12 protein-coding genes are annotated in these 13697 nt (G+C 74.5%); 8 read left to right on the top strand and 4 right to left on the bottom strand.

Features of this window, described 5'->3' with window-relative positions; genetic code table 11:
- Positions 1-60 precede the first annotated feature (60 nt).
- The gene (locus ACIBQ6_RS38305; protein ID WP_358302311.1) at positions 61-1821 is read left to right on the top strand and encodes a glycoside hydrolase family 15 protein; all 1761 of its coding nucleotides are present in this window, start codon (positions 61-63) and stop codon (positions 1819-1821) included.
- Between the two features lie 90 nt (positions 1822-1911).
- Positions 1912-3093: an NAD(P)/FAD-dependent oxidoreductase gene (locus ACIBQ6_RS38310; RefSeq protein WP_358302314.1), complete on the top strand. Its 1182-nt coding sequence runs from the start codon at positions 1912-1914 to the stop codon at positions 3091-3093.
- Positions 3094-3100: 7 nt separating this feature from the next.
- Here ACIBQ6_RS38310 and ACIBQ6_RS38315 read toward each other — a convergent pair whose 3' ends face one another.
- Entirely contained in the window at positions 3101-3973 is an 873-nt protein-coding gene (locus ACIBQ6_RS38315) for a UbiA family prenyltransferase (RefSeq protein WP_397218072.1), read from the bottom strand.
- A gap of 126 nt (positions 3974-4099) precedes the next feature.
- Between ACIBQ6_RS38315 and ACIBQ6_RS38320 the strand changes: the two genes are divergently transcribed.
- The 4 genes from ACIBQ6_RS38320 to ACIBQ6_RS38335 all read left to right on the top strand — a co-directional run bounded on the left by ACIBQ6_RS38320 (position 4100) and on the right by ACIBQ6_RS38335 (position 7661).
- On the top strand, positions 4100-5164 hold the full coding sequence (locus ACIBQ6_RS38320; protein ID WP_397218074.1) for a type III polyketide synthase: 1065 nt from the start codon (positions 4100-4102) through the stop codon (positions 5162-5164).
- 36 nt (positions 5165-5200) lie between these two features.
- On the top strand, positions 5201-5722 hold the full coding sequence (locus ACIBQ6_RS38325; protein WP_397218076.1) for an isoprenylcysteine carboxyl methyltransferase family protein: 522 nt from the start codon (positions 5201-5203) through the stop codon (positions 5720-5722).
- Between the two features lie 4 nt (positions 5723-5726).
- On the top strand, positions 5727-6740 hold the full coding sequence (locus ACIBQ6_RS38330) for an NAD(P)/FAD-dependent oxidoreductase (RefSeq protein WP_358302325.1): 1014 nt from the start codon (positions 5727-5729) through the stop codon (positions 6738-6740).
- 66 nt (positions 6741-6806) lie between these two features.
- Positions 6807-7661 (top strand): dioxygenase, encoded by an 855-nt coding sequence (locus tag ACIBQ6_RS38335; RefSeq protein ID WP_397218078.1) that lies wholly within the window; start codon positions 6807-6809, stop codon positions 7659-7661.
- Here the strand turns inward: ACIBQ6_RS38335 and ACIBQ6_RS38340 are convergent.
- Positions 7624-8235, bottom strand: a complete 612-nt coding sequence (locus ACIBQ6_RS38340) for a helix-turn-helix domain-containing protein (RefSeq protein WP_358302331.1) — start codon at positions 8233-8235, stop codon at positions 7624-7626. The genes ACIBQ6_RS38335 and ACIBQ6_RS38340 overlap by 38 nt on opposite strands.
- A 99-nt stretch (positions 8236-8334) precedes the next feature.
- On the opposite strand from ACIBQ6_RS38340, the gene ACIBQ6_RS38345 reads away from it, so the two are divergent.
- Positions 8335-9297 (top strand): NADP-dependent oxidoreductase, encoded by a 963-nt coding sequence (locus ACIBQ6_RS38345; protein WP_358302334.1) that lies wholly within the window; start codon positions 8335-8337, stop codon positions 9295-9297.
- A 61-nt stretch (positions 9298-9358) separates the two neighbouring features.
- Here the strand turns inward: ACIBQ6_RS38345 and ACIBQ6_RS38350 are convergent, their stop codons facing one another.
- Positions 9359-10948 (bottom strand): lectin, encoded by a 1590-nt coding sequence (locus ACIBQ6_RS38350; protein WP_358302336.1) that lies wholly within the window; start codon positions 10946-10948, stop codon positions 9359-9361.
- Positions 10949-11184: 236 nt separating this feature from the next.
- On the opposite strand from ACIBQ6_RS38350, the gene ACIBQ6_RS38355 reads away from it, so the two are divergent.
- Positions 11185-11847, top strand: a complete 663-nt coding sequence (locus ACIBQ6_RS38355; RefSeq protein WP_397218081.1) for a hypothetical protein — start codon at positions 11185-11187, stop codon at positions 11845-11847.
- Between the two features lie 60 nt (positions 11848-11907).
- On the opposite strand, the gene ACIBQ6_RS38360 is transcribed toward ACIBQ6_RS38355, so the two are convergent.
- Positions 11908-13509, bottom strand: coding sequence for a protein kinase (locus ACIBQ6_RS38360; RefSeq protein WP_397218084.1), 1602 nt, complete (start codon positions 13507-13509; stop codon positions 11908-11910).
- Between the last annotated feature and the right edge of the window lie 188 nt (positions 13510-13697).

Below are 13697 nucleotides of genomic sequence, written 5' to 3' on the forward strand. Positions count from 1 at the left end.
TCCTGACGCGACAGGCCCGGCCCGGCGCGGGATCGCCCGCGCGCGAGTAGCGTCTTGCGCATGCGGATTGAGGACTACGCGCTGATCGGAGACATGCAGTCGGCCGCACTGGTGGCGAGGGACGGTTCCATCGACTGGCTCTGCCTGCCCAGGTTCGACTCCCCCTCGTGCTTCGCGGCCCTGCTCGGCAGCGAGCGCAACGGCCACTGGTGGCTGGGCCCGGCGGCCCGGCGGCCGGCCACCCGGCGCCGGTACCGGCCCGACACGCTCATCCTGGAGAGCGAGTGGGACACCCCGACCGGCACGGTCCGGGTGATCGACTTCATGCCCCCGCGCGACCGGAACCCCGACGTCGTGCGCATCGTCGAGGGGGTCTCGGGCAGCGTCGAGGTCTCCACCCAGCTGCGCGTGCGCTTCGACTACGGGCGCATCGTGCCGTGGGTGCGCCGGACGAACGGCCACCTGCAGGCCGTCGGCGGCCCCGACTCGGTGTGGCTGCACTCCCCCGTCCCGCTCAAGGGCGGCGACTACGCCCACCGGGCGACGTTCACCGTCAACGCGGGCGACCGGCTGCCGTTCGTGTTCACCTGGCACCCCTCCCACGAGCCGATGCCGCCGCGCATCGACGCCGAGGAGCAGCTCGCCGAGACCGAGACGATGTGGACCGAGTGGGTCGGCAAGTGCGCCTACCAGGGCCCCTACCGGGAGGCGGTGACCCGGTCGCTGATCACGCTGAAGGGGCTGACGTACGCGCCGACCGGCGGCATCGTGGCCGCGCCGACCACGTCCCTGCCCGAGGACATCGGCGGCGTGCGCAACTGGGACTACCGGTTCTGCTGGCTGCGCGACGCCACGATGACCCTCGACGCGCTGATCAGCTCGGGCTACCTCGACGAGGCCGCCGACTGGCGGTCCTGGCTGCTGCGCACCATCGCCGGGCGTCCCCAGGACCTGCAGATCATGTACGGCGTCGCCGGCGAGCGCCGCCTGCCCGAGCTGCGCCTGGACTGGCTGGACGGCTACGAGGGCTCCCGCCCGGTCCGCATCGGCAACGAGGCGGTCCAGCAGCTCCAGCTCGACGTCTACGGCGAGGTGATGAACTGCCTGTACGTCTCCCGCGCCCGCGGCCTGGCCCCCGACGAGCGCGCCTGGTCGATCCAGCGCCAGCTCCTCGACTACGTGGAGGAGCACTGGGACGAGCCCGACGAGGGCCTGTGGGAGGTGCGCGGCCCGCGCCGGCACTTCGTGCACTCCAAGGTGATGTGCTGGGTCGCCCTCGACCGGGCCGTCAAGTACGTCGAGAGCTTCGGCCGCACCGGCCCGGTCGACAGGTGGCGCGTGCTGCGCGACACGATCCACGCCGAGATCTGCGACAAGGGCTTCGACCCCCACCGCAACACCTTCACCCAGTCGTACGGGTCGTCGGAGCTGGACGCGGCGCTGCTGATGATCCCGGTCGTGGGCTTCCTGCCGCCCGACGACCCCCGTGTGACCGGCACGGTGGCGGCGATCGAGAAGGAGCTCATGTCCGACGGGTTCGTCCTGCGTTATCCGCTGGCCGCCGACAACGACGTCGACGGCCTGCCCGGCGGTGAGGGCGCGTTCCTGGCGTGCAGCTTCTGGCTGGTGGAGGTGATGGCGATGCAGGGCCGCAAGGAGGAGGCCAGGGAGCTGTTCGAACGCCTGCTGGAGCTGCGCAACGACGTCGGGCTGCTGGCCGAGGAGTACGACCCGCGCTACGGGCGCCTGGTGGGCAACTTCCCGCAGGCGTTCAGCCACGTGCCCCTGATCCACGCCGCTCGCGCGCTGTCGCGGGCCTGACCCGGCGGGAACGGGCTTCCCCCACCGCGCCGGGTGGGACACCGGCGGGAACGGGTTTCCTCCACCGCGCCGGGTGGGACAAGACCTCGCATGGGTGAGGAATGGGACCTGGCGGTCGTGGGCGCGGGACCGGCGGGGTCGGCGGCGGCGCTGCGGGCCGTCCAGCTGCGGCCGGACCTGCGCGTGGTGCTGCTCGACCGGGCCGGCTTCCCCCGCGACAAGCCGTGCGGCGACGGCATCGCCGCGCACGGCCGCGACGAGCTGGCCCGGCTGGGCCTGCCGGACCTCATCGACGACTACCGGCCCACGCCCCGGCTGACCGTGGTCTCGCCGGGCGGGCTGCGCGTCTCGGCCGAGGCGGCCCGGCCCAACCACGTGGTGCCGCGCCGGGTGTTCGACGCGCGGCTGGTGGCGGCGGCCGGGGCCAGGGGCGTCGAGGTGCGCCGCCACCGCGTCAGGGAGCTGGCCCACGACGGGTCCTGGGTCGTCCTGGACGGGCGGCTGCGGGCCCGCGCGGTGGTGGCGGCCGACGGGGCCTACTCGGCGGTGCGCCGGCTGATCGGGCTGCCCGCGGCGGGCGAGCGGCACACCGCCCTGGCCGTGCGCGGCTACGCCGACGTGCCCGAGGCCGACGACGTGCAGCTCATCGCGATGCAGCGGGCGGGCTGGCCGGCCTACGCGTGGTCGTTCCCGATCGGCGACGGCACCGCGAACGTCGGGTTCGGCATGCTGCTGCCCCGGCTGCGGGCGGCGGGGGCGCCGGGCCGCCAGGTGCTGCACGGCAGGCTGGCCGAGCTGCTGCCCGACCGGCCCGCGCGCGACCTGCGCGCCCATCACCTGCCGCTGTCGACCGGGCGGCCCGCGCCGGGCGCCGGGCGGGTGCTGCTCGCCGGGGACGCGGCGGGGCTGATCAACCCGCTGACCGGCGAGGGCATCTACTACGCGCTGCTGTCGGGACGGCTGGCGGCCGAGGCGGTGGTCGAAGCGCTGGTCGAAGCGGCAGGTGCGGCGGCGGGCGACCCGCTGGCGCGGTACCGGGCCAAGCTTCGCGGCGCGCTGGGGCGGCACCTGCGCACGACCGACGTGCTGGCCCGGCTGGCGCAGTCGCCGGGGTTCATCGACGCGGCCATCGCGACCGCCGCGCGCCGCAAGGAGGTGTTCGACCTGCTGGTGGAGGTCGGGCTCGGGGCCGGGACGGTGCCCGCGCCGCTGGCCCTGGCGGTGGGCCTGCGCTGGCTGCGCGGCGCGGCACGCCTGCCCCACCGCGGTTGACCGAGGCTCAGACCGTCAAGGCGGCGCCGTTGGCGAGCAGCAGGAGCACGTCCACGGCCGCAACGGCGACGGCGGTGCCGAACGGCGCCCGCGCGGACCGTCCGGCCAGCAGCGCTCCCCCGGCCGCGAGCAGCACCGCGGCCGCCATGGCCGCCCATCCCGCGACCCCGGGGCCGCCCGCGGGCCCGAGGACGAGCAGGCAGGTGGCGGCCACCAAGGGCACCGGCACCAGCAGCCGTACGCGCGCCGCCCCCAGCCGCTGCGGCCACCCGCGCACGCCGGTCGCCAGGTCGCCCTCGATGTCGGGCAGCACGTTGGCCAGGTGCGCGCCCACGCCCAGCAGCGCCGCCGCCGCGACCGCCCACCACGCCGGCCACGGCTCCCCGGGCAGCCCCAGCGTCACGAACGCCGGAAGCACCCCGAACCCGACGGCGTACGGCGCCCACGACAGGACGGTGGCCTTCAGGCCGAAGTCGTACCCCCAGGCCCCCAGCACGCCCGCCAGGTGCGCCAGCCCCGCCGTCCGGCCCGAGGCCAGCGAGAGCGGCACGCACAGGGCGAGGGCCGCCAGCGCGGCCACCCGCACGGCGGTCACGCTCACCGTGCCGTCGGCGGCCGGTTTGCCCGTGCGCCCCGCGGCGGCGTCGCGTCCGGCGTCGAGCGCGTCGTTGCACCAGCCGATCGACAACTGCCCGGCCAGCACGGCGGCGGCCACCAGGACGCACCCGGCCGGGTCCCGGCCCGCCGCCACGGCCAGCGCGGTGACCAGGGCGGTCACGGCCACGGTCGGGCCCGGATGGCAGGCCAGCGCCAGCGCGACGGCCGTGCGGACCGGCCCGCCGCGCACGACGGCGGCGGCCGCGGGATCCGGGTCGGTCACACGGTGATCGTAGACCGGGAGATCCGGAACGAGAATTCCCACGCGCCGCGTATGGCTTAAATGACCATCCTTGCGGGAAGCGTGCGGGGAGTGGATGTTGTGGGCGACCTGTCGAGGGAGCACTGCATGACCCGAATCTCCGCAGTCCGTTGTGCGTTCCCTCCCCACCGCTACCCGCAGTCCGAGCTCACCGACATGGCCGCCCGCCTGTGCCTGCCCGAGGGCGCCGACCGCCGCCTGCTGGACCGGCTGCACCGCAGCGCCCGCGTGGAGCACCGCAACCTCGCCCTGCCCATCGACCGCTACGAGAAGCTGAACGGCTTCGGCGCGGCCAACGACGCCTTCGTCTCCGTCGCGGTCGAGCTGGGGCTGGAGAGCGTGAAGGCCGCCCTGGACGCCGCCGAGCTGGAGCCGACCGACGTCGACCTGATCATGTTCACGTCGGTGACCGGCATCGCCGCGCCGTCCGTGGACGCCCGGCTGGCCGCCGCGCTCGGGCTGCGTCCCGACGTCAAGCGGGTGCCGGTGTTCGGCCTGGGCTGCGTGGCGGGCGCGGCGGGCATCGCCAGGCTGCACGACTACCTGCGTGGCTGGCCGGACCACGTGGCCGTACTGCTGTCGGTGGAGCTGTGCTCGCTGACCCTGCAGCGCGGCGACTCCTCGCCCGCGAACCTGGTCGCCAGCGCGCTGTTCGGCGACGGCGCGGCGGCCGTGGTCGCCAGCGGCGGCGGGCGGGACGCGTCCGGGGCCGCCGCCGGGCCTGCGGTCGTCGCCACCCGCAGCCACCTGTATCCCGGCTCGGAGCACGTCATGGGCTGGCAGGTGGGCGACACCGGGTTCCGGGTCATGCTGGACGCCAGCGTCCCCGCCGTGGTGCGCCGCTACCTGGCCGACGACGTGCACGGGTTCCTGGCCGAGCACGGGATCACGCCCGGGGAGGTGACGGCGTGGGTGTGCCATCCGGGCGGGCCGAAGGTGCTGGAGGCGGTGTCGGAGGTGCTGGAGCTGCCGGTGGGCGCGCTCGACGTGACGTGGCGCTCGCTGGCGGCCAACGGCAACCTGTCGTCGTCCTCGGTCCTGCACGTGCTCGGCGACACCCTGGCCGGGGAGCCGCCCGCGCCGGGGAGCTGGGGGCTGGTCATCGCGATGGGTCCCGGTTTCTGCTCCGAGCTCGTGCTGCTGCGCTGGTAGTCTCCCCCGTCCCTGCGATCCGCTGGTGGTTGGCCTGTGACCTGGTATCTGGTGCTCATCGTGCTCGTCGGCCTGGAACGTCTGGCCGAGCTGGTCATCGCCAGGCGGAACGCCGCGTGGAGCATGGCGCGCGGCGGCGTGGTGACCGGGCGGGGGCACTATCCGTGGATGGTGGCCCTGCACACCGGGCTGCTGGTGTGCGCGCCGCTGGAGGTGGCCCTGGCCGGGCGGCCGTTCGTGCCCGCGCTCGGCTGGCCGATGCTCGCGGTGGTCGTGGCGGCCCAGGCGCTGCGGTGGTGGTGCATCAGCGCGCTCGGGCCCCGGTGGAACACGCAGGTGATCGTGGTGCCGGGGCTGCCGCTGGTGCGGCGGGGGCCGTACCGGCTGGCGTGGTTGCGGCACCCCAACTACGTGGCGGTGGCGGCCGAGGGGCTGGCGCTGCCGCTGGTGCACACGGCGTGGCTGACGGCGCTGGCGTTCACGCTGCTCAACGCCGCGCTGATGGTGGTGCGCATCCGCTGTGAGAACGCCGCGCTCGCCCTCGCGACCAGGGGGTGAGCCGGTGATCGACGTGCTGGTGGCGGGTGGGGGACCGGCGGGGCTGGCCACGGCGATTCACGCGGCGCTGGCCGGGATGGAGGCGGTGGTCGTCGAGCCGCGGGCCGCGCCGGTGGACAAGGCGTGCGGCGAGGGCGTCATGCCGGGCGGGGTGGCCGCGCTGGCGGCGATGGGCGCGCCGGTCGAGGGGCGGGGCTTCCGCGGCATCCACTACCTCGACGGGCGGCGGGAGGCGCGGGCCGCGTTCGCCGCCGGGCCGGGCCTCGGCGTCCGCCGCACGAGCCTGCACGCCGCGCTCTGGCAGCGGGCCGCCGAGCTGGGCGTCAAGACGGTCACCGGCCGGATCACCCGCGCCGACCAGGACCGCGACGGTGTGAGCGCGATCGGGCTGCGGGCCCGCTGGCTGGTGGCCGCCGACGGCCTGCACTCGCCGCTGCGCCGCTCGCTCGGCCTCGACCTGCCGGTACGCGGCCCCCGCCGGTACGGCCTGCGCAGGCACTACCGGATCGAGCCGTGGAGCGACTTCGTCGAGGTCCACTGGTCGGGGACGGGCGAGGCGTACGTCACGCCGGTCGGCGACGACCTGGTGGGCGTCGCGGTGCTCAGCTCGGCGCGGCGCGGCTTCGAGGAGCACCTGCGCGGCTTCCCCGGGCTGGCCCGCCGCCTGAGCGGCCCGGCCGTCACCCCGGTGCGCGGCGCGGGCCCGCTGCGCCAGGCGGTGCGCTCCCGCCGGGCCGGTCGCGTGCTGCTGGTCGGCGACGCCGCCGGTTACGTGGACGCGCTCACCGGCGAGGGCGTCTCGCTGGCCGTGCGCTCGGCGGAGCTGCTGGTCGGGTGCCTGGCGGCGGACCGTCCGCAGGACTACGACGGCGCGTGGCTGCGCCTGTCGCGCACGCACCGGCTGCTGACGGCGGCGCTGGTGCAGGCCGCCCGCCGTCCCGGCACGGCCCGCCTGGTGGTCCCGGCGGCGCGCCGGCTGCCCCGCCTGTTCGCCGGCGTGGTCCGCGTGCTGGCCTGAGCCTTCCCCGGCCCCTGGCCGGACGCCGATAATGAACCCCCACGGTCCCCGTCAAGGACGGTCGCCATGACAGACAAGCTCGTGCGGCAGGTGCTCGACCAGGTGGACGCCCCCGACCCGCGGGTCGGCGAGATCGTCTCCGCGCTGATCGTCCACCTGCACGCGTTCGTGGACGAGGTGCGTCCCACCGAGGCCGAGTGGCGGGCCGGGCTCGCCTTCCTCGCCGAGACCGGCAGGTGGTGCACGCCGGACCGCGACGAGTTCGTGCTGCTGTCGGACATGCTCGGCCTCACCTCCGCCGTGGACGACGTCAACCACGCCGGCCCGGACAACATGACGCCCTCCTCGGTCGAGGGCCCGTTCCACTCCCCCGCCCCCGTACGCGAGCCCGGCGCGTGGATCAGCGAGGGCCCCGAACGCGGTCGCGGAACGCCGATGGTCGTGCACGGACGGGTGCTGTCCTGCGACGGCACGCCGCTGCCCGGCGCGACCGTGGACCTGTGGCAGGCGGCCGACGACGGCCTCTACGACAGCCAGGACGACGCCCAGCGGCCCGGCAACCTGCGCGGCCTGTTCACCGCCGACGAGGAGGGCCGCTACTGCTTCCGCACGATCCGCCCGAGCAGCTACCCGGTGCCTGCCGACGGCACCGCCGGCCGGCTGCTGCGCGCGATCGGACGGCACCCGATGCGCCCCGCCCACCTGCACTACCAGGTCACCGCGCCCGGCCACCGGCCGCTGACCACGCACGTGTTCCTGGCCGGCGACCCCCACCTGGGCTCCGACGCCGCGTTCGCGGTCAAGGAGGAGCTGGTGCGGCGACCGGTCCCGCGTACCGGCGGCTGGGAGATGGACGGGCCCTACGAGGAGGTCGAGTTCGACCTCAGGCTGGTGCCGCTGGGGTGGGCGCCGGGCGGGTGAGCCGCTCCGGGGGGCGCAGGCCGTCCATGATCAGTCCGAAGAGGTGGTCGCCGCGGGCGGCCAGCGAGGGGGCCTGGTCGGCGATCCAGCTCACCGCGCTGGCCAGCGCGAACAGGTCGAGCCCGGTCACGTCGGCGCGCACCTCGCCGGCGGCCTGGGCGCGTTCGAGCAGCCGTCCGCCCGCCTGGCGCATGGCGTGGCAGGAGGCGTGCAGCGGCGAGCCCTCGTCGTTGATCGTGGCCATCATCGAGGCGGCCAGCCCCCGGTAGGCGCCCGCGCCCGCGACGAACGAGCGCAGCCACTCCACCAGCGCCTCGTGCGGCGCGGCGGCGCCGGCCAGCGTCCTGGCGCGCTCGGCGAGCAGGTCGAAGCGCTGCCGCAGCAGCGCCTCCAGCAGCGCCTCCCTGGTCGGGAAGTGCCGGTAGAGGGTGCCCAGGCCGACCTCGGCGCGGCGCGCGACGTCGCGCAGGGACGCCTCCGTGCCCTGCTCCTCGATGACGGCGGCGGCCACGGCCAGGATGCGCTCCCGGTTGCGCTGGGCGTCCGCGCGCTGGTTCCGGGGTGTTGAGGTCATCCGATACCTTCCGGCGATTGACAAGCGGAGCAGTGCTCCAGTTATGATCCGGAACACTGCTCCGCATCATAGCGGCGCCCGTCTCCCCGAGGAGAATCGATGATGAAGGCCATCCGCGTGCACGAGACCGGCGGCCCCGAGGTCCTGCGCCTGGAGGAGGTGCCGCGGCCCGCGCCGGGGCCGGGCGAGGTCCTGGTGCGGGTGCGCGCCGCCGCGCTCAACCCGCCCGACTGGTACGCCCGCCGGGGGTTCGCCAACATTCCGCCGTCGATGCGGCCGGAGATCCCGCTGCCCTTCACCCCCGGCTCGGACGTGTCGGGCGTCGTGACGGCCGTCGGTCCCGGCGTCACCGAGTGGCGGGCGGGCGACGAGGTGTACGGCCTCGTCCGCTTCCCGCGCGTCGGCGACGAGGGCGGCAGGGGGTACGCCGAGTACACCACCGCCCCGGCCGGCCACCTGGCCCGCAAGCCCGCCTCGGTGGACCACGTCACCGCCGCCGCCGTGCCGATGGCCGGGCTCACCGCCTACCAGTACGTCCACGACGTCATCGGGCTGCGGCCCGGCAGCCGGGTCCTGGTCAACGGCGCGGCCGGCGGCGTCGGCCACTTCGCCGTCCAGCTCGCCGCGGACCTCGGCGCGCACGTCATCGGCGTCGCCTCCGGCCGGCACGAGGCGTTCCTGAAGGACCTGGGCGTGGCCGAGTTCGTCGACTACACCCGGGTCCGGCCGCAGGACGCGGTGCGCGACGTGGACTGCCTGATCGACACCGTGGGCGGCCCCGACGGCCACACGCTGCTGCCCATGCTCAAGGACGGCGGCACGCTCAGCCCGGTCTTCTTCGGCGACTACCACGACGAGGAGCTCGCCCGGCGCGGCATCGTGCGCCGCGGCGGCCAGGTGCACTCCGACGGGGCCCAGATGGCCGCGCTGGCCGAGCTGATCGACGCCGGGCGGCTGCGCGTCGGCGTCGACAGCGTCTTCCCGCTGGAGGAGGCCCCGAAGGCGCACGAACGCGCCGAGCGGGGCCACATCCAGGGGAAGATCGTCCTGAGCGTGGCCTGAGCGCGGCCCGAGCGCGGCCCGCTCCGGCGGGTGGTTCGGGTCGCGTGCGGCCCGTGCGGGGTCAGGCCCGGGTCCACCGCTGGTTGGCGCCGCCGTTGCAGGTCCAGATGACGAGCCTGGTCCCGTTGGCGGTGGCGTTGCCCGGCACGTCGAGGCACTTGTTCGCGCCGACGGCCGTGAGCGTGCCGTCGGCGCCGAGCCGCCACTGCTGGTTGGTCTGGCCGTTGCAGTCCCAGATGATCACGCGGGTGCCGTCGGCGGTGCCGCGGTCGTACACGTCGAGGCACTTGCCGCCGTAGACGCGCAGCTCGCCCGCGGTGGTGGGGGTCCACTGCTGGTTGGCGCCGCCGTTGCAGTCCCAGATCTGGACCTGGGTGCCGCTGGTCTGGGACGCGCCGGGCACGTCCAGGCACCTGCCGGAGCCGGCGCCCTTGAGCGCGGTGGCCGCGGGGGGCGTGCCGCCGCCGGTGACGACGTACATGGCGGCTCCGTGGGCCGGGACGGAGGCGCTGATCGTGCCCGTCGAGGAGCCGGTCGTGTGGGCCCACAGGTCGCGTACGGAGTAGGTGGCGGCGGCGCCGAGGCCGAGCGCGGAGGCGGTGGTGGAGACGGTGGCCGCGGCGCCGCCCCGGTTGAGCAGCACGACGGCGGCCGAGCCCGTGCCCGTGCCGGTCGCGGCCATCGGCTTGCGCCAGACCTCCAGGTCGCCGCTGTCGGCGATCTTCTGCCCCTGCCGGCCGCCCCAGTCCTGGTCGACGGCGATGACCTCGCCGTTGGTGAGGATCGTCCGGGTCTCGGCGCTCATCGAGCGCAGGTCGTTGCCCGCGACGAGCGGCGCGTTGAGCAGCGCCCAGAGGCTGAAGTGGGCCCGCGACTCGGTGGCGGTGAGCCCGGCGTTGCCGACCTCCAGCATGTCGGGGTCGTTCCAGCCGCCCGGCCCCGAGTATGCCGCGAGCCCCGCCTGGCTGTCCAGGATGCCCATGACCGAGCCCCAGTTCGCCTGGATGTCGCCCGTGGTGCGCCAGGAGTTGCCGACCGGCATGCCCCAGGTCCAGACGGCGTCCTGGCCCCAGTTGCACAGGCTGTAGAGGATGGGCCGGCCGGTGGCGGCCAGCGCGTCGCGCATGGCGGTGTAGCGCTGCTGCGCGCTCTGCCCGAGGTGGTCGCCGCAGTTGTCGTACTTGAGGTAGTCCACGCCCCAGGACGCCCACAGGGCCGCGTCCCTGCGCTCGTTGCCGAGGCTGGCCGGGTAGCCGGCGCAGGTCGTGGTGCCGGCCGAGGAGTAGATGCCGAGCTTGAGCCCCTTGGCGTGCACGTAGTCGGCGACGGCCTTGACGCCGCCGGGGAACTTCTGCGGGTCGGGGACGAGGTCGCCGGCCGCGTCGCGGGTCCTGGTGGACCAGCAGTCGTCGATGTTGACGTAGGTGTAGCCGGCCGCGGCCATGCCGGAGGCGACCATGGCGTCGGCCGTCTGCCTGACGAGGGCGTCGCTGACCGAGCAGCCGAAGCTGTTCCAGTCGTTCCACCCCATCTGGGGCGTTCTGGCCAGGCCGTTGTCCAGGGCGGCGGCGGGGGGCGCGAGGCCGGCGACGGCGGTCAGGCAGGTCGCGGTGAGGGCCAGGGCGAGGGTTGACCGAAGGATCGCACGCATGGGACTCCTTCAACACCGAGGGGTGAGGACCCAACATGATCCGACTAAATCAAACAGGATCGTCCGTCGGTTTGCGTGTGCAGTCAAGGGGTCTTGAGGGATTCTGTTGCCTGCCGTTCGGCGCGCAAAGGGCTTCCGAAGGGGTGACCCGGAGCCCTCCGGGCCGCGTTTCAAGTCGCTGACCTGCGGTTACTATCTGTAGCGATTAGATCATCGACAGTGATTGGATCGGTGTGATGCGACGACTCATCGCAACACTTGTCTCTTGCGCCACCGCAGGCGCTCTTCCGCTCGTCACCGCCGGTCCGGCTGCCGCCGACCCGCGTCCGGAGCCGATCGAGTACGTGGCCCCGGACTACGACGTCAGGGGTCCGTACATCCTCGCCGACGACCCGTGGTGGCACCACCACCACAGGCACCACGGCGACCACCACTGGGACGGCGACCGTTCCTGGGACGGCGACCGCGACAAGGACGACCGGCACAAGGACGACGACCGCTGCAAGGACGACGACCACGGCAAGGAATACGCCTGGTACCAGGACGACGACCGGTACAAGGACGACGACGACCGGTGCAAGGACGACGACCACGGCAAGGAACACGCCTGGTACCAGGACGACGACCGCGACAAGGACGACGACCGGTACAAGGACGACGACCGGTACAAGGACGACGACCGCTACCGCGACGACGACCGCTACCGGGACGAGGAGCGCGACGACGACGACCGCTACCGCGACGGCGACCGCGACTGGGGCTACAACTACCGGTACGTGACCTCGCTGCGCTGCCGCCTGGGCGGTGGCGTCGTCGTGCGTAGCTGGCACAGCCCGACCAGGCTGTCCTGCTACGGCGGACGGTACAACGGATACTGGGTGGTCAGCTACGGGCTGTGATCCCCGTGGGTGCCATCAGGGCGGGTCCGCACCACGCGGGCCCGCCCTTCTCGTGCCCGCCTACGGCGCGCACATGGTGAACCTGACCGACTTCGTCCTGGGCGAGGGGGTCAGGATCCGGTAGGTGACGGTGTGCCTGCCCTTCGCGGGGGTGATGAGCCTTCTGGAGCTGACGTAGCCGCTGCGGCTGTTGGCGGGGAAGCGGGACGAGCCGCGCTCGATGACCCTGCCGTCGTAGAGCCACTGGTAGGAGTAGGCGGCGCCGGGGCGGCTGGCGTTCACCCCGGCGGCGAAGTTCACCGCGCCGGTGTAGCAGGCGACCCCGGCCGAGTTGATCGTCGAGGAGCCCTGGACCCGCACGTACGCCAGGGCGAAGGAGGCCCTGCGGGTGGTGGCGGGCGGCGTCGTGGAGCGTTCCGACGGGCCCGTCGCGGAGGGGGTGGGGCGGGTCGCGCGGTGCTGCGGCGTCCTCGTGGGCCTCGACGCGGCCGTGCCGTGCCGGGACGGTCCCGCCGAGGCGGACGTGCGCACGGGCTCACGGGCGGACCGCACCTCGGCGTCCGCCTGGCGCTTGCCGGAGTTCCACACCACGACGCCGGCCGCCACCGACACGGCCACCGCCCCGGCCGCCAGCGCCAGCACCGGCGACCGCCGTCCCACCGCCCACCTGGACCGGCCATCCGGTGAGGCGACCGGACCGTCGGCCGTCTCCGCGGGAGCGTGCCGATGATCGTCAGGAGGCTCCGCGGCCGTTCCCGCGGGAGCGTCCCGACGGTCCTCGGGAGGCGCCGGGGTGGCGGGGTGGGGCTCGCCCAGGACGAGCGGCAGGACGGCCGTCATGGGCGGGCGGGCCTGCGGATCCTTGGCCAGGCAGGGGCGGACGATGTCGCGCAGCGGGTCCGGCAGGTCGCCGAGCTGGGGCTCGCCGCGCAGGATGCGTCCGGCGACCGCGGCCGGGGCGTCGTCGCCGAACGGCGGCCGGCCCGTGGCCGCGAACACCATCACCGACGCCCAGGCGAAGACATCCGCCGCCGCTCCCGCCGCTGAGCCCGCCGCCGCACCCGACGTCGCACCCGCCGTCGTCCCTGACGTTGCGCCGGCCGTGCGCCCGGCCAGTTGCTCCGGCGCCATGTACGCCACCGCGCCGCCGTCGGAGCCGCGCCCGGGCCCGGTGCCCGCGCCGGCGCGGCCGGAGCCCGGGCCGGTTCCCGCGGTGCCGAAGCCGACCAGGCGTGCGCCGTCCCGGCCGAGCAGCACGCTGGACGGCTTGAGGTCGCCGTGCGTGAGCCCCGCCCGGTGCAGCGCGGCCAGCCCCGTGGCCGTGCCGACCGCCAGGTGCCGCAGGTTCCCGCCGCCGAGCCGGCCCACCTCGGCCAGCGACGGCCCCTCCACGTACTCGCTCACGATGTACGACAGCCGCCCCCAGGCCGCGTCGAGCACCCGCGCGACGCCCGGCGAGTCCACCCGGCGGGCCGCCTCCGTCAGGGCGGCGAACCGCTCACCGGCCACGATCCCGTGCAGGACCTTGACGGCCACGGGCCGCTCGTCCGGCCCCTGGCCGAGGTAGACGACCCCCTGCCCGCCGGAGGCCAGCCATCCGGTGATCCGGTGGGCCCCCAAGGACGTGGGATCTCCAGGACGTAAGGGCTCGGCGTTCGGCATGAGGCGGTGACTCCTGGGACAGCAGCGGTACCGAATCATGAACTTTAGCGGGATGAATCAGGATCCGCCGCCCACGGGTTCACCTCGCCGTTCGGCGCGGGACCCGTCCTGCGCCCGTTGGACAGCAGCCGACTCCTCATACTACGGTAATCATCAGTGCTGCTGACGATCAGCAGCACTGATGAAAA

Source organism: Nonomuraea sp. NPDC049655 (genome assembly GCF_044465465.1).
In the GTDB taxonomy this organism is placed as follows: domain Bacteria; phylum Actinomycetota; class Actinomycetes; order Streptosporangiales; family Streptosporangiaceae; genus Nonomuraea.

Excerpts from the sequence above, each read along its gene's own strand:
- ACIBQ6_RS38305 (WP_358302311.1), top strand. The coding sequence starts at position 61 with ATGCGGATTGAGGACTACGCGCTGATCGGAGACATGCAGTCGGCCGCA.
- ACIBQ6_RS38310 (WP_358302314.1), top strand. The coding sequence starts at position 1,912 with ATGGGTGAGGAATGGGACCTGGCGGTCGTGGGCGCGGGACCGGCGGGG.
- ACIBQ6_RS38320 (WP_397218074.1), top strand. The coding sequence starts at position 4,100 with ATGACCCGAATCTCCGCAGTCCGTTGTGCGTTCCCTCCCCACCGCTAC.
- ACIBQ6_RS38335 (WP_397218078.1), top strand. The coding sequence starts at position 6,807 with ATGACAGACAAGCTCGTGCGGCAGGTGCTCGACCAGGTGGACGCCCCC.
- ACIBQ6_RS38340 (WP_358302331.1), bottom strand. The coding sequence starts at position 8,235 with ATGACCTCAACACCCCGGAACCAGCGCGCGGACGCCCAGCGCAACCGG.
- ACIBQ6_RS38345 (WP_358302334.1), top strand. The coding sequence starts at position 8,335 with ATGATGAAGGCCATCCGCGTGCACGAGACCGGCGGCCCCGAGGTCCTG.
- ACIBQ6_RS38350 (WP_358302336.1), bottom strand. The coding sequence starts at position 10,948 with ATGCGTGCGATCCTTCGGTCAACCCTCGCCCTGGCCCTCACCGCGACC.
- ACIBQ6_RS38355 (WP_397218081.1), top strand. The coding sequence starts at position 11,185 with ATGCGACGACTCATCGCAACACTTGTCTCTTGCGCCACCGCAGGCGCT.
- ACIBQ6_RS38360 (WP_397218084.1), bottom strand. The coding sequence starts at position 13,509 with ATGCCGAACGCCGAGCCCTTACGTCCTGGAGATCCCACGTCCTTGGGG.